Origin of the sequence: Streptomyces yaizuensis, from assembly GCF_034961445.1 — a bacterium.
Classification (GTDB): domain Bacteria; phylum Actinomycetota; class Actinomycetes; order Streptomycetales; family Streptomycetaceae; genus Streptomyces; species Streptomyces yaizuensis.
The window spans coordinates 217,396-235,111 of the sequence record NZ_BSBI01000011.1 but is presented as its reverse complement, the minus strand read 5'-3'; the positions used below and the strand labels follow the sequence as shown (position 1 = coordinate 235,111).

The window sequence follows — 17,716 nt, the reverse complement described above, 5'->3', positions numbered from 1 at the left end:
GCCCTCGCGCCCTCTGTCCCGCCGCCCCTGTGCGCCGGGAGACCACCAGACCTTTCTCACGCGGCGCAACCCCCCGGCGCCGCATCCCGGCACCGACGAGGCCCTGACGTCGGTGCTGCCCAAGGGCCCCGTGGGCCGATGCCCACGGGGCCCTTGCCCTGCCCATGGCCGCCGTCCGCTCCCGCTCCCCCGCCACCCCCGCCGGGCTCAGGTCCTCGGCGGCACCACCGGTATCCCCAGGAACGGCAGGCGCAGCGCCCCGAAGGCACCCTCCGGCACCACGGGCGCCCCCGGCTTCACCGGAACGACCCGTTCATAGGCGGCGCCCTGAGCCGGACGAGGGTCTTCAGCGCCCTTGTTGGGCCAGAGGGCCATCGCCCGTTCCGCCTGTGCGGTGATCGTCAGTGAGGGGTTGACCCCCAGGTTGGCGCTGACCGCCGCGCCGTCCACGACCGAGATCCCGGGGTGGCCGAAGAGCCGGTGGTACGGATCGATCACGCCGGTCGCGGCCGTCGCGCCGATCGGGCAGCCGCCCAGGAAGTGGGCGGTGAGCGGGGTCCCCATCAGCTCGCCGACGTTGGACCCGGCGAAGCCGTTGATCTCCCGGGCCAGCAGCGACGCCGCCCTGGTGGCCTCCGGGATCTGCTCCGGATTGGGCGCCCCGTGCCCCTGCCGGGCCGTCAGCAGCCCCTTCCCCGGCCCGCTCGGCCTGCGGTAGGTCGTCAGGGAGTTGTCCAGGGACTGCATCACCAGTCCGATGATGGTCCGCTCCGACCAGCGGCGCACGGAGAGCGAACGCAGCGCGAGCACCGGGTGCCGGGCCATGTTGGCGAGCCAGCCCGCGACCCGGGCGCCGGGCCGGTAGGGCACCTGGAGGATCGTCAGGGAGCCCATCGCGTTGGACCCTCTGCCGTACCGCACCGGCTCGATATGGGTGTTCTCGTCGGGGTGGATGGACGAGGTGATGGCGACCCCCCGGGTGAAGTCCACCCGGGGCACGCCGTGCCGCCGCCGGTAGCGCCGGTCGTCGGTCTGCGCGCCGACCAGGGCCTCGGAGTTGGTACGGGTCAGCTCGCCCAGCCGCGCCGGGATGCGGGGCAGCAGACCGGAATCCTTCATCCGGTGCAGCAGCGTCTGCGTGCCGTAGGTCCCGGCGGCGACCACGACCTTGGCCGCCGTGAACGTACGCCCCTTCACCCGGCGCCGGTCGTCGCTCGGCAGGGTGCCCACGGCGTAGCCGCCGCGCGCGTTCTCGGTGAGGGTGACGGCGGTGGTCATGGGGTGGATGACCGCGCCCGCGCGCTCGGCGAGATGGAGGTAGTTCTCGTTGAGGGTGTTCTTCGCGCCGTGGCGGCAGCCGGTCATGCACTCGCCGCACTCGGTGCAGGCCCGGCGGGCGGGTCCCGCCCCGCCGAAGTAGGGGTCGGCGGTCTCCTCGCCGGGAGCGGCCGTGGTGGCCCCGTCGGCGTCCTCGCCGTCGCCGAAGAAGACGCCGACCGGCGCCCGGTGGAAGGTGTCCCCTATCCCCATCGCCTCGGCCGTCGCCTTCAGATGGACGTCCGAGGGCGTCATCGTCGGGTTGAGCCGGACCCCGAGCATCCGCCGCGCCTGCTCGTAGTACGGGCTCAGTTCCTTCTGCCAGTCGGTGATGTCCCGCCACTGCGGGTCCCGGAAGAAGGCGAGGGGCGGTACGTAGAGGGTGTTGGCGTAGTTGAGCGAACCGCCGCCCACCCCCGCGCCCGCCAGGACCATCACCTTGCCCAGCAGATGGATCCGCTGGATACCGAAGAGCCCGAGGGCGGGGGCCCACAGGAAGTTCCGCAGGTCCCAGGAGTTGCGGGGCAGGGTCTCGCGGGTGAACCGGCGCCCGGCCTCCAGCACGCCGACCCGGTAGCCCTTCTCGGAGAGCCGGAGCGCCGAGACCGCGCCGCCGAAGCCGCTGCCGATGACGATCACGTCGTAGTCGTAGCCGTGGTCGTCATCGTTGCCGTGGGCGTAGTCGTTGCCGTGGTCGTGGGCGTCGCCGTGGTCGGACATCGCTCTCCTCAGCACGGATGCACAGGAACGGGGAGAACCAGCGGGAGGGGAGGGGCGGGGCGGAGGTCAGCGCAGTCCGAGGGCCTTCATCGCCCGCAGGGAACGGCTCATGAACGCCGCGTACCCCGCGTCGTCCATCCCGAACGACGGCGCGAGCGGCAGCAGCCGCTGCTGAGCCACCGTCTGCGCCTCCGTGTACTTGAGGATGCCCTCCGAGCCGTGCCGCCGACCCAGACCGGAATCCTTCATGCCGCCCATCGGGGCGCCCACGGTGCCGTACGCGGAGGCGTACGCCTCGTTGATGTTGACGGTCCCGGTCCGCAGCCGGGCCGCGAGGGCGTGGGCCCGCCCGCCGTCGCGCGACCAGATGCTCGCGTTCAGCCCGTACGCGGTGGCGTTGGCGCGCTCGATCACGTCATCCTCGTCGGTGAAGCGGTAGACCGAGACCACCGGGCCGAAGGTCTCCTCGGAGCAGACCGCCATCGGCGGCTCGACCCCTTCGAGGATGGTCGGCTCGTAGAACAGCGGGCCGATGTCGGGACGGGCGACACCGCCCGCGACGACGGTGGCTCCCTTCGCCACCGCCTCGTCCACATGCCGGACGACGGTCTCCAGCTGGCGCGGCCCGGCGAGGGAGCCCATGTCCGCTCCGTACGCGAGGGAGTTGCCCAGGCGCAGCGCCCGTGCCCGCTCGGCGAACCGGGCGACGAAGAGGTCGGCGACCGACTCGTGGACGTACAGCCGCTCTGTGGAGATGCAGAGCTGACCGGCGGAGGAGAAGCAGGAACGGATGGCTCCGGCGGCGGCCCGTTCGATGTCGGCGTCGTGCAGGACGAGCAGGGGGTTCTTGCCGCCCAGTTCGAGGGAGACGCCGACCAGCCGGGCCGCCGCGCCCTGGGCGACCTCCCGGCCGGTGCGGGTGGAGCCGGTGAACGAGACATAGTCGGCGTGCCGGACGACCTCGGGGCCGACCACCGGGCCCTCGCCCAGGACCACCTGGAAGACGCCGGCGTCGAGACCGGCCTCGATCAGCAGGTCACGGGCCCACAGGGCGGTCAGCGCGGTCTCGGTGTCGGGCTTCATCACCACGGCGTTGCCGGCGACGAAGGCGGGCAGCGCGTCCCCGACGGACAGCTCCAGCGGGTAGTTCCAGGGGGCGATCTGGCCAACGACCCCGCGCGGATGGCGCAATTCGGTGGCCTTGGTGAGGACCGGGACCACGCCCGTGTGGCGGCGGGGCCGCAGATAGGCGGCGCCCCGGCGGCCGTAGTGGCGGGCGGCCAGGGCGACGGCCTGCACCTCCTCGTGGGCGTGCAGCCGGGCCTTGCCGGTCTCCAGCTGGATCAGGTCCAGCACCTCCGCCTGGCGCTCCAGCAGCAGGTCGTGGAAGCGGAGGAGGACGGCGGTACGGGTACGGACGGGGACGGCCGCCCAGACGCGCTGGGCCGCGCGGGCGCGCTCGTACGTCTCGGCCACGTCACCGGGGGTCGACTCGGGCAGGTCCGCCAGCTTCTCGCCGGTGAAGGGCGAGTGGTTCGCGGTCCGGCCGGAACCGACGACGTCCCGGGTGAGCTGGGCCACCACTTCCGGTGTGACCACGTCGGCCGCTGTGCGCGCTCCGGCCGGAGCGGTGGCTACGGGGTTGGTGCCCAGGGGGCCGGCGGGGGCCTTCACGTCCGTCATGGGCCCGAGCGTATGCGGCGGTCGACGCTTTGGGTACCCGCCAGTAACACCTTTCGGCCGTGGCCGGATATCGCGCCAGCGATTGCTGGCACATAAGCCCTGATCAGGCCCTTGTCGGGGGCGGGGGAGCCCGTTCACCCGCCGGGGAGGGGTCCGGAACTCACCCCGGACGGGTGTTCGGTGCAGCCGGGCCGGGGGACGGCAGGGGGAGGGACGGCCGGCCGGGAGGGCACATGGCGCGGGACGGCCGGTTCAGAGGTCCCGGATCTCCAGGTGCCCGGTCACCCGGTCGAAGAGCCTCTCGCCCTCCTCGGCCGCCCACCCCTGGGCCGGGCCGGACACCCGCAGCCGCCAGTACACCTGGTCCGCCCCCTCCCCCCGGCTCACGATCCGCTCCCGCCAGCGCAGCCGCAGCGGGTCGTCCCCCACGGCGGGCGCGTCCACGTGGTCCACCGTGGTGTCGAAGGCCCGGACCCCCTGCTGGGTGGCGGCGGCCACGGTCACCCGTACGTCCTCGATCTCCGTGCCGTTCGCGCCGCCCCCCTCGTAGTGACGCCGCCAGGCGGCCTCCGTCGGCGGCAGCGCCTCCTCGTCCTCGGCGGGTACGACCCGTTCCAGCTCGATCCGGAAGACGCCGCTCGGGTCCCGGTAGGTGACGACGGAGCCCCGGTCGCCCTCGGCCCTCCGGTACGCGGACGGAACGGCGATGTCCGCCGCCACCACTTCCCGGTCGGAACGGACCTCCCAGCCCTCCGGCAGCCCTCCCGGGCCGCCGCCGAAGGGGTCGGTGAGCAGCAGCAGCGCGAGCGCCGCGCCCACGGCGAGGGCCCCGCCGCCGAGGACGTACCGCGCGGGGCCGCCTCCGCGCGGCGGCGCCGGCAGCCGGCGGCCTCCGGGGGCGGCGGCCGGCGCGTTCGACGGGCGCGGGGCCGTACCGCCGCCGTCCCCCGGCGGCCGTGCCACCGTCTCCAGCGTGTGCCGGACCTCCGCGATCCCCGGACGCGCCGCCGGGTCCTTGCGCATCAGCCGGGTCAGCAGGTCACCAAGGAATCCCGTGCTCCGCGCGGGCGGCGGCGGTTCGGCGGAGACGACGGCCTGGAGCGTCGCCGCCGCGTTGGTACAGCGGTACGGGGACAGCCCCTCGACCGCCGTGAACAGGACCACCCCCAGCGACCAGAGGTCGGACTCGGGGCCGGCCGGCCGTCCCAGTACCCGTTCCGGCGCGATGAATTCGGGCGAGCCGAGGAACGCTCCGCTCTCGGTGAGCCCCTGTTCGCCCTCGACGCGGGCGATGCCGAAGTCGCCGAGGACCACCCGGCCGCCGGGGCCCAGCAGGATGTTGTCGGGTTTGACGTCCCGGTGCAGCACCCCGGCCGCGTGCGCGGCGGCCAGCCCGTCCAGCACCGCGAGCCCCGTGCGGGCCGCCTCGCGCGCGTCGAGCGGGCCGTCCAGCAGCCGGTCGGCGAGCGAGGGGCCCGCGACCAGCTCCATGACGATCCAGGGCCGGTCGTCCTCGATCACCACGTCGTGCACGGTGACGACGGAGGGGTGGGCGATCCGGGCGGCGGCGCGCGCCTCGCGCTGCATCCGCAGATGGGCGCGGTCCCGGGCGGCGGCACTCAGATGGGTGGGTACGCGGGGCTCCTTGACGGCGACGTCCCGGTCCACCACCTCGTCGTGCGCCCGCCAGACCGTGCCCATGCCGCCGTCGCCGAGGCGGTTCAGGAGCCGGTAGCGGCCGCCGACGCGGCGCCCGGCGCCGGGGTCGGCCACATGCGCGGCGCCTTGCGCGGGCCCCTGCCCGGGGACGTGTCCGGGGACAGGCCCGGGGACGTGCGGGGCGGCACCGGCCGGTGGCCGTGCCCGCGCCGCCGGCCGATCGGATTCCGGTACCGGAGCCGGTACCGAAGCCGGGGCCGGTGCCGGGACTTGCGCGGGCACCGGATGCGGGGACGGCGCCGGATGCTGCGGGGACGGCGCCGGAACCCGCCCCGCGCCGGGCGGCCCGAGCCGGTAGCTGGTGGGTTCGTCCGCCCGTCCCCGGTTGTTGGTCATGCCCATATCCTGGCGATCGGGCGGGGCCGCTGCCACCGGGCTCGATCAGCGGATGCAGACCCGTGACCACAGGCGTACGCCCGCGCCCCGGAGGGCTCACGCGCCACCGCCGGCCGGTCCGGGCCGCGCCCTCACCGGCCCCTCGGCCGTACGCGGTTCAGCGCGGCGGCTGCCAGCTCCGGAGTACGGTCCCGAACCGCTCCTGGGTCCGCTCCCACTCCTCGGCGGGTCCCTCCAGGTAGATCGCGTACTCGGTCCCCGCGTCGTCGAAGTACATCTGGTCGACGGCCCGGCGCGGACCCGGTGCCGACTTCGTCGCCGGGTTGGTCCAGATGAACTCCCACCGCGCGGCCTTCGGCTGGTCCCGGTAGTCCGTGGTGTCCAGGTGCAGTCGCTGGTAGGCGGGCAGTCGCGGCTTCAGCAGCCGCTCCAGATCCAGCAGATGGAGGTACGGGTTCTCGAAGTCGGGCGCGGAGTCGATGCCGATCCGGAGCAGTTGGCGGCCATTGGGCGAGGTGTAGTCGACCTGGCTCCCGTTCGCCGTCCGGGTCCAGCCCCGCGGTACGAGGAGACTGAAGCCGACCGGGTCCTGCACCCGCCGCCAGCCTGCGGGTACGCCTCCCCCGGCCGTCCCGTCGGCGGTGGGCGTCCCGGCGCCCGACGCACCCGGACTCTGCGGTTCCGCCGTGCTCCCCCGACCGTCGCGCCCGTCCTGACCGTCCTGCCCGCTCTGACCGTCCTGGCCGTCCTGACCGTCCTGCCCGCTCTGACCGTCCTGGCCGTTCTGACCGTCCTGACCGTCCTGGACAACCTTCCCGTTCTCGGGCGGGGCCAGGGAGTCTCCGGCCCCGTTCAGCCTCCCCGTGCCCTCGTCGCCGCCGCTCTCGTACGCGTACCAGGCCCCCGCTCCGACGAGCGCGGCCAGCACCAGCACGGCCGCCGCGACCACCGTCCCCACGCGGGACCCCCGGCGGGGACGCGGCGCCGGGGCGGCCGGTCGCGCCGTCGTCTCCCCGGCGAGCAGCGTCCCGGTACGGGCGGCGTCCGGGGAGACCGTCCCGGCCAGCGGTGCCGTCGCCCCCGTCAGCGGATCGGGCAACGGCCCCGGCGCTCCCGGCGCGAAGCCCGCCGGGGTGCCGAGGCCGGTCAGATCCGGGGTGCGGCCCTCGCTGATCGCCCGGAACAGCTCCTCCGCCCGCGCCGCCGCCGGCCGCCGCGCGGGATCCTTGTCGAGCAGCGCCATGATCACCGGGGCGAGCGGGCCCGCGTGCGTCAGCGGGCGGGGGTCCTCCGTCACCACCGCCTGCATGGTCGTCAGCGGGGACGGGCGGCGGAACGGCGACTCCCCCTCCACCGCCGTGTACAGCGTCGCGCCCAGCGACCAGAGGTCGGAAGCGGGCCCCGGGTCGCTGCCCCGTACCCGCTCCGGCGGCAGATAGTCGATGGACCCCACGATCTCACCGGTGCGGGTGATGGTCGGGTCGCCCTCGATGGCCGCGATGCCGAAGTCGGTGATCAGCGCCCGGCCGTCGGGGCCGAGCAGCACATTGGCGGGCTTGACGTCCCGGTGGAGCACCCCGGCCGCGTGCGCGGCGGCCAGCGCGCCCACGACCTGGAGCCCCACCCGGGCCGCGTCGGCGACCGGCAGCCGCCCGGACTTCTTGACGGCGTCGGCGAGCGACGGGCCGTCGACGTACTGCATCACGATCCACGGCCGCTCGTCGTGGTCGAGCACGTCGTGCACGGTCACCACGCAGGGGTGGCTGATCCGGGCCGCCGCGCGCGCCTCGTTCCGCGTACGGGTGTACATCACCGTGCGGTCGGCCTCGGCCGCGTACATCACCGCCGTCAGTTCCTTGATGGCCACGACCCGGTTCAGCACCTCGTCGTACGCCCGCCAGACGCGGCCCATACCGCCCCGGCCTATGCTCTCGCCGAGCCGGTACCGCCCGGCGAGCAACAGCCCTGCCCCCGTGCCCTGTACGTTCTCCACGTCCCCTACCCCGCCCCACTTCTCGGTCCGCCCCAGGTTACGGAACGGGTCACGGCGACCGGAAACCGCCATGACGGCCGGTCCGCGCATTTCCCCGGCACCGCACCGGTGGTGACATCGGATCAGCCGTCCGAGCGGTAGGAGTCGGCGGCGGCGCGGTAGGCCTCGGTGACCTCGTCGCGGCGCTCCTCCGGGCCGATCACCTGGACCACGTGGTAGCGGCCGTCGATCACCGACACCAGATTGCGGACGAAGACCTGCCGGCCGGTGGCGTCCTGCCAGGTGAACTGGCCCTCGGCCATCACCCGCCGGCCGATCTGGATCCGTCGCAGCCCGCTCGCCTCGGCCCAGGACGAGTCCCGGTACGGCTGGAGTTCGCGCTGGGCGTCCCGCTGGTAGACCAGGGGATCGCCGCCGCCCGCCTGGACGCTGTCCCGGCCGGGGACGACGATCAGCGTGAAGTCGCCGTCGCTGTAGCGGATCTGGCCGCTGTCGTTGATGGGGCGGCGCTGCCAGGAGGAGTCGACGGCGACGCTGAAGCCCTCGGGGTCCCGGCGCAGGGTGTAGCCGGCGGGGGGATCGCCCGCCGGCTCCGACGTCTGCTGCTCGGAGCCGGAGGTACGGGACGGCCCGTCCGGCGACGGCGCGGCGGGCGTGGTGTCCCCCTCCGTGCCCTCGGCGGGGGCGTCCGGCTCCCGGGATGCGCCCGGCGACGGCCCGGCGGACTCGCGGGTGCCGCTTCCCGCCCGCTCCTGTGCCCCCGGCAGGAAGAACACCGCGTACGCGACGGCCCCGCCCAGCAGCGCGAGAACGAGCAGCAGCAGGGTCCGGCCGAGTGCCCCGGGAGCCCGCTCCTTGGTCTTCTTGTGGCGGTGGCGTCCGTGCACCACCTCCGTCGAACCGGAACGGCGCTTGCGCACCAGCTCGCCCCGGCGGCGCACGACGGGCAGCCGGCTGCCCTCCACGGGCGCGGGCGGTACGGCGACGACGGCGGCACCGGCCTCCGGTTCGGGCGCGGAGCGCACCAGCGAACGCAGCCAGCCGCGCAGCTCCTCGAAGTCGGGGCGCTCGGTGGGGTCCTGCCGCAGCAGCGACTCGACCACCGGGCGGAGCGGCCCGCACTCCTCGGCGAAGGCGGGCGGCTCGGAGCAGACGAGCTGGACCAGCTCGGCGGCGCTGTCCTCCGGGTAGGGGGCGTGTCCCTGGACGGAGCGGTAGAGCAGGGCGCCCAGGGCCCACAGGTCGGTCGCGGGGCCGACGGGGGCGGCGAGCTGCCAGTTCTCATGGACGGGGCCGGCCTGCTCGGGGGCCCAGCGCTCGGTGACCGCGCCGACGACGGCGATCCGCGCCTGCCGGGCCCGCTCGGCGGCCAGCGGGGTCGCGGGGCCCCGGTAGCCGGACGCCCCGGGGGGCGCGGCGGGTCCGTCCCAGCCGCCGCCGGACGGGGGCGGGGGCTCGGAAGCGGGCGCGGGTACGGGCCACTGCTGCCGCCGGGCGTCGGCGCGCAGCGCGTCGGGCCCGGCGCCGCCACGGCCCCGGTCGGGGGGCGGCGACGCGGCCCCGGAGCGCGCGGGCGGCAGCGCGGGCCTGTCCCCGGCCGGTGCGGCGGGCGGCTGCCGGCGGACCCCGTAGGGGTCGCTGTTCCGGTGCGGATGGGCGTCGCTGGTCCAGCCGGGGGCGGGGGGCGGCGTGGTGGCGGGGCCGAAGCCCTCGGGGAGCGGCAGGGGCCGGCCCGGCGGGGGCAGCGGACGGAGCCCTCCGGCGCCGGTGCCGCCACCGGCGGGCAGGGCGCGGGGCCCGTCCTGGCCGGGGAACGGCCCGTCGTGCCACGTCCCCGCCAGCCGCGCGGGGCCCGCGCCGCCGTCGGCGCCGAAGCCGGCCCCGGCCCCGTCCTCCCCGTCGTCGTCCCCGCCGTCGTCATCGCTGTAGGGGTCGCCGTAGCGGTCGCCCGCGTCGTCGCGGCCGTCGAAGCCGGTGGAACGGCCCCCACCGCCGGGGCCGCCGTCGTCACCGGGAAGGAACGCCGCCCGGGGAACGGGCCCCGAGGTGTCCTCGCCCGGCCGCCGCGCCCACCAGTCCGGGTCCGCCCCGGTCTGTACGGGGCTGCCCGCGCGGTCCTCCGCCCCGGCCGCCTGGGCACCCGCACGGGCCCCCGCGCGATACGCGGCTATCGCGCCCGCGCGGGCCGCCCGGGTGTCGGGCGCGTCCCCGGGGCCGCCCCGGTCGTCGCCGTAGGGCCGGACCGGTCCCGGGCCGTGGCCCCCGTACCCGCCGCCGTCCGTGTCGTCGTCGCCGTATCCCGCGTACCGGTCGCCGCCTGCGCCACCTTCGCCGCCCTCGTCGTCGGCTCCGCCGGTCTGGTCCCCGTAGCCGTAGGCGTCGTCGCCGTACCCGGGGGCGCCGGCGTACGCGTCCTCGTCGCCGTCGGCCCCGTCGGCGTGCTCCTCGTACTCCTCCTCGTACTCGGCGTACTCCCCGTCGTCGTACTCGGCGCCGTCACCGTCGTCGTCGGCGTACTCGCCGTCCTCGCCGTCCTCGTCGGCTTCCCCGGCGCCCCCGGAGTGTTCCGTGTCGTAGCCGTACGGGCCCTCGTCCCCGTCCCCGTCGTCGTACAGCGGCAGTTCGTCGGCCATGCCCTCCGGGGGAGCCGTCGGCACCGGCGCGTAGCCGCACAGCGCCTCCTCGGCCGCGCCCTCCGCGAGGCCCGTGAGGACGATCCGGCCGTCGTCGCAGACGAGGACCGTGCGGGCGGTGATGTTGCGATGGGTCCAGCCGTGGGCGTGGAGGACCCGCAGCGCGGTGAGTACGTCCGAGGCCACCTCGGCGGCCCGGTAGGGGGTGAGCGGCTGCTCGGCCAGGAGCGCGGCGAGCGGGCGGGCGGCGACGCGCTCGCTGACTATCCACAGCGAACCGGCCTCCGCGAAGACGTCGAAGACCTGGTCGAGACGGGGGTGGTCCGGGATGGCGGCGGCGGCCTGGGCGGCCTCGACGGCACGGAGCACCGCCGGGTCGGTGGGCCGGCGGACGCCGCGCCCCCGGTCCCTCGGCGGCGCGGGGGCACCGGCCGGCCCGGGGATCCGGCCGCCGTCGACCACCTCGGCCTCGACCACCTCCGGCAGCGGCACCTGGCGGACCAGGACCTCCTGCCCGCTGTAGGTGTCAAACGCCCGGGTCTCGACCAGTTCGTACTCGTCGGACGGGGGCAGGGGGAGGCGATAACGGTCGGCGAGCACCCGTCCCGCGTAGTCGTGCACGTCCCCTCCCCTCATGCCGACGCTCCGTTCACCACCCGGCGCCGTACGGACCGCTCCGGGCGACGGTCGCGAAACCGACGCCGAAACCGAAACCGACGCCGGGATCGGCACCGGCACCGGCACCGGAATCGACCCCGGCACGGCGGCCGGGTGTCCGGTGCGTCAATTCCGGCCGTCCGTACGGCTGTTGCCGACGTCGCATGTCCGCTCTCACGATACGTGTACCCATCAGCCCTTGGGCTTGAATGTGGCGAACGCCGTCTCCCTCAGCTCGGTGCACTGCGGCTTGTTCCAGTCGGCCGCCGGGCAGCTGACCATGATCGCGTAGCCGCGTCCGCCGTCCACCTTGAAGCCCCGGTTGAGCACGCGTATCCGCTGGCCCTGCTGGTCGCGCTCGAACTCCCAGTCGGCGACGGTCGGGTAGCCGTTGAACTCGACGCTCCGGACGCCGATGTGCCGGTAGCCCTTGCTCGCGCTCCGGGTGCCGGGCACGGCGGCGTTCCACGCGGCGGCCGCGTCGTCGCCCGGGGTCGCGGTGAAGTCGATCTGGACCCGGGGGAAGCCGCCGCTCTCGCTGTAGATACCGCCCGAGCCCTGCCCGGCCACGTCGATCATCTTGAAGCCGTCGGGCATGGCGACATCGAAACGGAACTGATCGTTCGACACCTGCTGGTATCCCTCGGGGACCTTGCCGTCGGAGGAGTCGCCCTGGTCGTCCTTGTCGGCTTCCTCCTCCTTCGTCTCGTCCTTGGCCCCGTCGTCCCCGCCGGTCTCCTTGCCCGCCGCGTCCCCGGTGTCCGGCGTGGTCCCCTCGCCCTGGCCGACGTCGGCGGTCCGGCCCGTCTCGCCGTCGGGGGTGGCGTCGGAGCCGCCGGACGCGCCGGTCCCGGCGGAGGTGGTGGTCTCCTTCTTGCCACTGGTGGACTGGTCGTCGTCGGCGCCGGGGCCGACCGTCACATAGAGCACGACGGCGAGCGCCACCACGGCCGCCACGAGGACGGCGATGGACACCAGGGTGCGACGGGACACCACATCGGTGAGCGGCGCCCGCTCGGGGCCGGGCCGCCGGTCGGCCGGCGCCGGGACGGGGGCCGGCTGCCGGAGCCCGGGGGCGGCCGGCCGGACCGGGCCCTGGGCCACGGGCCGGGGCGGCTCGGACCTGCGGGCCGGCGCGGGCCTGGCCGGCCCGGTCTTCCTCGCCGGGGGCGGCGGCATCGGCGGCAGCACCATCGCGCGGGTGGCCTCCGGCGCGGGCTCCGCGCGCGCCGGGGTCTCCGGCGCGTGCACCGCCTTGGTGAGCAGGGCGCGCGCCCCGGCGTCACCGAGCCGCTGTTCGGGGTCCTTGGCGAGCAGGCCGTAGATGACCTCCTCCAGCAGCGGGCCCGCGTTCCTCGGCGGGTCCAGGGGCTCGGTCATCACCGCGGTCAGGGTGGCGATCGCGGAGCCCTTGTCGTAGGGCGGGCAGCCCTCGACGCTCGCGTACAGCAGACCGCCGAGGGACCAGAGGTCGGCGGCGGGGCCCGGCCGGTGGCCCCGGGCCCGCTCCGGCGAGATGTAGGAGGGGGCTCCGACCAGCATGCCGGTGGAGGTGATGGACGGGTCGCCCTCGACCTGGGCGATGCCGAAGTCGGTGAGGACCACCCGGCCGTCGTCGGAGATCAGCACATTGGACGGCTTCACATCGCGGTGCAGGATGCCCTCGCGGTGCGCCGAGCGCAGCACGTCGAGGATGGCGAGCCCGACCTCGGCGGCCCTGCGGGGCGTCAGGGTGCCGTCCTCCCGGATGACTTCGGCGAGGGACTTGCCCTCGATCAGCTCCATGACGATCCAGGGCCGGTTGTCCTCGTCGACGACGTCGAAGACGGTCACCGCGCTGTTGTCGCGGATCCGGGCGATGGCCTTGGCCTCGCGGAGGGTGCGGGTGATGAGGCGGCGCTTCTCCTCCTCGTCGACGCTGTTGGGGAAGCGCAGTTCCTTGACGGCGACGGTACGGCCCAGGGTCTCGTCCTCGGCGCGCCAGACGGTGCCCATGCCGCCCCGGCCGAGCACCCCGCCCAGGCGGTAACGCCCGGCGAGGAGGCGCCCTTCGACATCGCTCCCGCTGTCGCTCCGGGCCCCGGTCCTGCGCCGGCCGGTGTCCGCTCCGGCGGCGGGCCGCCCGGAGCGGGCCGTCTTCGCCGCGCCCGCGGCGCCGCCGCTCTCCCGGCCGCCGCCCGTGGCCCGTGCGGGCTCCACGGCCCCGGACTGCCGGGGCACGGCCGCCGTGGCGCCGGACTCGGCCCGGCCCGTGGACCGCGCGGCGGCCGAGGTGGCGTCCGAGTCGGCCGGACGGGTCTGGTCGGCCGCGTCGGCCGTGCCTTCCGGCTCAACCTCCGCCCGCTCGACCGCGTCTGTGCCGGTGTCAGCGCCGCCGGTCCCGGTCCGGTCCCGGTGCCCGTCGTCGTCCGCGCGCCCGGTCCGCGCGCCGGTGCCCGTGACCCCCTGCGACCCGCCCGCCGCCCCGCCGGTCCGCTCGGTCCCCGGGGAGGTGGACTTGTCCTGCTGGGGCTCCCGCGACTGCTCCGCCTCCGACATGCGTCCCCTCTGCGATCCCTGGTCTTCGCCCGCGCCCGCCGCTCCCGCGCGATGCGGTAACACGCCTTGGCAGAGCCATCATTGTCCCTCACTCCGCGAGTGGCACTGCTGGCGGGTCCGGCGACCACGGGCGCGCGCCCGCCCGGTTGGGCCCGGGAGCCCGCCGCACGGCCCTGTGCGGCCGGGGCATCCGCCCTGCCCGGCGGCCTGATGGGCGCCCCGCCGGAGCGGCCCCGCACCGACTTCTCCCCAACAGAGCCGAGCAGGCCGGAGCAGACCCGCACAGACCCTCGCAGACCGACTGGACCAGCCCGCACCGCCGACCGGCCGGACCGGCCCCGCGCCCCCGCGTCCCGCAACTCCCGGGCATCCCACCGCATCACCCCACCCTGCTCCGCCGCTACGCCCCGGCACCAACCCGCCGGTGCGGAAGCGCGCCACCCCACGAGGACCACCTCGTACCGAACCCACCGGATTCACCTCGTACCGAAGCCATCAGGACCACCTCGTACCGAACCCCGAACGGACCCGCCCCGCCCGGCCCTGCCCGCCCCGCCCGGGACCACCCCGCGTAGCCCGGGGCCACCACCTGATACGGCTCCGTCCGAGCAGCGCCACCCGACCCCTCCAGGACAATCCGCTCCAACCCGCCGGGGACCGCCCCGCACCGAACCCACGACGACCACCTCGTGGGACTCCGCCCGGCCCCGCCGGGCCCGCCCGCACCGGCCCGCCCGGACAGCCCCGCACGCATCCCGCCGCCTTCCCGCCGGAGCCGCCCCGCCCCGCCTCAGAGCGGGACGATGTCCGGCGCCCCCAACCGGGCCGCGTCCGCCGTCAGATCGTCGGGCTGCCGCTGGGACTCGCGCTCCGCCTCCACCCGCTTCTCGTAGTGGGCGACCTCCTTCTCGATCTGTTCCGGCCCCCAGCCGAGGACCGGGGCCATCAGCTCGGCGCACTCGCGGGCGCTCCGCGTCCCCCGGTCGAACGTCTCGATCGAGATCCGGGTCCGCCGGGTGAGCACGTCGTCGAGATGGCGGGCGCCCTCGTGGGACGCGGCGTAGACGATCTCGGCCCGCAGATAGTCCTCCGCCCCGGTGAGCGGCTCGCCCAGCGAGGGATCGGCCTCGATCAGCGCGGTGAGCTGGTCGATCAGCGAGCCGTAGCGGTTGAGCAGATGCTCCACGCGCACCACGTGGATCCCGGTGCGGGCGGCGATCCTGCCCCGCGCGTTCCACAGGGCGTGGTAGCCCTCGGCGCCGGCCAGCGGCACCTCCTCCGTGACACAGGGGGCGACCCGCTGGTCCAGACCGTGCACGGCCTCGTCCACGGCGTCCTTGGCCATCACCCGGTACGTGGTGTACTTGCCGCCCGCGACCACCACGAGCCCCGGCACCGGGTGGGCCACGGTGTGCTCGCGGGAGAGCTTGCTGGTGGCGTCCGACTCCCCGGCGAGCAGCGGGCGCAGCCCCGCGTAGACCCCCTGGACGTCGTCCCGGGTGAGCGGGACGGCCAGGACCGAGTTGACGTGCTCCAGGAGATAGTCGATGTCGGCGCTGGAGGCCGCCGGGTGGGCCTTGTCCAGGTCCCAGTCGGTGTCGGTGGTGCCGACGATCCAGTGCCGGCCCCAGGGGATGACGAAGAGCACGGACTTCTCGGTGCGCAGGATCAGCCCGGTGGTGGAGTGGATCCGGTCCTTGGGCACCACCAGGTGGATGCCTTTGGAGGCCCGTACGTGGAACTGTCCGCGCTCGCCGATGAGGGCCTGGGTGTCGTCGGTCCACACACCGGTGGCGTTGACGATCTGGCGGGCGCGGATCTCGTACTCCCCGCCGGTCTCGACGTCCTGGACGCGGGCGCCGACGACCCGCTCGCCCTCGCGCAGGAAGCCGATCACGCGGGCCCGGCTGGCGACCTGGGCGCCGTAGCTCGCGGCGGTCCGCACCAGGGCGGCCACATAGCGGGCGTCGTCCATCTGGGCGTCGTAGTACTGGAGGGCGCCGACCAGGGCGTCCTTCTTCAGGCAGGGGGCGACCCGCAAGGCGTGCCGCCGGGAGAGATGGCGGTGCACGGGCAGGCCCCGGCCATGGCCGGAGGAGACCGACATGGCGTCGTAGAGCGCGACGCCGGATCCCGCGTAGAGCCGCTCCCAGCCCTTGTGCTGGAGCGGATAGAGGAAGGGCACCGGCTTGACCAGATGCGGGGCGAGCCGCTCCAGCAGCAGTCCGCGCTCCTTCAGGGCCTCGCGGACCAGCGCGAAGTCGAGCATCTCCAGATAGCGCAGCCCGCCGTGGATGAGCTTGCTGGACCGGCTGGAGGTGCCGGACGCCCAGTCCCTGGCCTCCACCAGGCCGGTGGAGAGCCCGCGGGTCACCGCGTCCAGCGCGGTCCCGGCGCCGACGACTCCGGCGCCGACGACCAGTACGTCCAGCTCGCGCTCGGCCATGGTGGTGAGCGCCAGCTCGCGCTCCTCGGGTCCCAGTGTCGCCGTCTTCACCGCACTTGCCTCCCGTCGCCCCCGTGTGTACCCCTGCCCGGCGCCGTGACAGGCACGGCCCGGTCCGGTCGCCCGTACGGACTTCACGAGAGCGAACTCGTGATCGGGCTCACGACATCGATTCTGTCCGCAGTCAACGAGTTCAGCCACCGCCTGTGGACAACACTCGGACCGCCACAGCCCAGCAATGCGGCATATCGGTCATATTTACGCCTAGTGTGACATTGCGCGCCGCCCGTTCCGCCCACAGGGGTTGCGCCAGCGCTCACCTCCGGTTATGGGCGGCTCAGGGAAGGACGGCATCCATCCATGCCCGCAGATCTCGTCGTCATCGGACTCGGACACCACGGTCTGCCCCTCGCCCAGGCCGCCGTGGCCGCCGGAATCGCCACCGTCGGCTACGACCCCGACCCCCGGCAGCTCGCCGAGCCGGCCGCCGGCCGCACCCCCGCCGACATCCGCCGGATGGTGTCCGCGGGATTCCGCACGGTGACCGACCCGGCCGCGATCGGACGCGTTCGTACCGCCGCCCTCTGCACCCCCACCCCGCTCGGCCCCGACGGCACGCTGGACCTCACCGCGCTCACCGCCGCCGCCCGCGTGCTCGCCGCCCGGATGCGCCCGCACACCACCGTGGTCGTCGAGTCCGCCATCCAGCCAGGGACGACCGAATCGGTCCTCCGCCCCCTCCTGGAGGAGGGCTCCGGACTGCTGGCAGGACGCGACTTCCATCTCGCCTACTCCCCCGGCCGCGCCGACCCCGGCCGCCGCACCCACGACTACGCCCACACCCCCAAGGTCATCGGCGGCCTCACCCCGGCCTGCACCGAGGCCGCCGCCGCGTTCTACGGGCGCCTCACCGACAAGGTCGTCCGCGCCCGGGGCCTGCGCGAGGCCGAGACGGTGAAGGTACTGGAGACAAACTTCCGCCATGTGAACATCGCCCTCGTCAATGAGATGGCGGTGCTCTGCCACGACCTCGGCGTCGACCTGTGGGACGTGATCCGCTGCGCCGAGACCAAGCCGTACGGCTTCCACGCGTTCCGCCCGGGGCCCGGCGTCGGCGGCCACGCCGTCCCCCTCGACCCGGGGACCCTCCCGTACAGCGGACGCACCCCCGGCCACCCGCTGCGGATGGTCGGCCTCGCCCAGGAGATCAACGACCGGATGCCGCAGTACGTCATCCAGCGCTGCTCCACCCTCCTCAACGAGCACGGGAAGTCCGCGCGCGGCGCCCGGGTGCTGCTGCTGGGCGTCACCTACAAGCCCGACCTCGCCGACCTCGCCGGCTCCCCCGCCACCCCGATCGCCCGCCGGCTGATGGAACTGGGCGCGGCCGTCAGCTACCACGACCCCTACGTACCGCACTGGCGGGTCCGCGACCAGCCCGTCCCCCGCGCCGACGCCCTGTACGAAGCCGCCGCCGAAGCCGACCTCACGGTGCTCCTCCAGCCCCACCACACCTATGACCTGCAAGGACTCGCGGTGAAGGCCCAGCTGATGCTGGACACCCGGGGCGCGGTCCCGGTCGGCGCGGCCCACCGCCTCTGACTCGCCGGCCCCTCGAAGGCCCCTGCACACGGCGGTACGCGAAAGGGCCCGGCCACCGTGACAACGGCGGCC

The 17,716-nt window shown here is 75.0% G+C and carries 8 protein-coding genes; 1 reads left to right on the top strand and 7 read right to left on the bottom strand.

Annotated elements, in window-relative coordinates:
- Window positions 1-207: 207 nt before the first annotated feature.
- The 7 genes from SYYSPA8_RS25435 to SYYSPA8_RS25405 form a co-directional block, all read right to left on the bottom strand.
- Window positions 208-2,037: a GMC family oxidoreductase gene (locus SYYSPA8_RS25435; protein WP_323449623.1), complete on the bottom strand. Its 1,830-nt coding sequence runs from the start codon at window positions 2,035-2,037 to the stop codon at window positions 208-210.
- 66 nt (window positions 2,038-2,103) lie between these two features.
- Entirely contained in the window at window positions 2,104-3,720 is a 1,617-nt protein-coding gene (locus tag SYYSPA8_RS25430; protein ID WP_323449622.1) for a succinic semialdehyde dehydrogenase, read from the bottom strand.
- 252 nt (window positions 3,721-3,972) lie between these two features.
- Entirely contained in the window at window positions 3,973-5,775 is a 1,803-nt protein-coding gene (locus SYYSPA8_RS25425) for a serine/threonine-protein kinase (RefSeq protein WP_323449621.1), read from the bottom strand.
- Window positions 5,776-5,932: 157 nt separating this feature from the next.
- A complete protein-coding gene (locus SYYSPA8_RS25420) occupies window positions 5,933-7,768 on the bottom strand; it encodes a serine/threonine-protein kinase (RefSeq protein WP_323449620.1) in 1,836 nt (611 codons plus the stop codon).
- A 122-nt stretch (window positions 7,769-7,890) separates the two neighbouring features.
- Window positions 7,891-11,022: a protein kinase gene (locus SYYSPA8_RS25415; RefSeq protein ID WP_456115171.1), complete on the bottom strand. Its 3,132-nt coding sequence runs from the start codon at window positions 11,020-11,022 to the stop codon at window positions 7,891-7,893.
- A gap of 228 nt (window positions 11,023-11,250) precedes the next feature.
- Window positions 11,251-13,596, bottom strand: coding sequence for a serine/threonine protein kinase (locus SYYSPA8_RS25410; protein WP_323449618.1), 2,346 nt, complete (start codon window positions 13,594-13,596; stop codon window positions 11,251-11,253).
- Between the two features lie 790 nt (window positions 13,597-14,386).
- A complete protein-coding gene (locus SYYSPA8_RS25405) occupies window positions 14,387-16,093 on the bottom strand; it encodes a glycerol-3-phosphate dehydrogenase/oxidase (protein ID WP_323449617.1) in 1,707 nt (568 codons plus the stop codon).
- 309 nt (window positions 16,094-16,402) lie between these two features.
- Between SYYSPA8_RS25405 and SYYSPA8_RS25400 the strand changes: the two genes are divergently transcribed.
- Complete coding sequence (locus SYYSPA8_RS25400; protein WP_323449616.1) at window positions 16,403-17,644, top strand: nucleotide sugar dehydrogenase; 1,242 nt, start codon at window positions 16,403-16,405, stop codon at window positions 17,642-17,644.
- Window positions 17,645-17,716: the final 72 nt, after the last annotated feature.

Excerpts from the sequence above, each read along its gene's own strand:
- SYYSPA8_RS25435 (WP_323449623.1), bottom strand. The coding sequence starts at position 2,037 with ATGTCCGACCACGGCGACGCCCACGACCACGGCAACGACTACGCCCAC.
- SYYSPA8_RS25430 (WP_323449622.1), bottom strand. The coding sequence starts at position 3,720 with ATGACGGACGTGAAGGCCCCCGCCGGCCCCCTGGGCACCAACCCCGTA.
- SYYSPA8_RS25425 (WP_323449621.1), bottom strand. The coding sequence starts at position 5,775 with ATGACCAACAACCGGGGACGGGCGGACGAACCCACCAGCTACCGGCTC.
- SYYSPA8_RS25410 (WP_323449618.1), bottom strand. The coding sequence starts at position 13,596 with ATGTCGGAGGCGGAGCAGTCGCGGGAGCCCCAGCAGGACAAGTCCACC.
- SYYSPA8_RS25400 (WP_323449616.1), top strand. The coding sequence starts at position 16,403 with ATGCCCGCAGATCTCGTCGTCATCGGACTCGGACACCACGGTCTGCCC.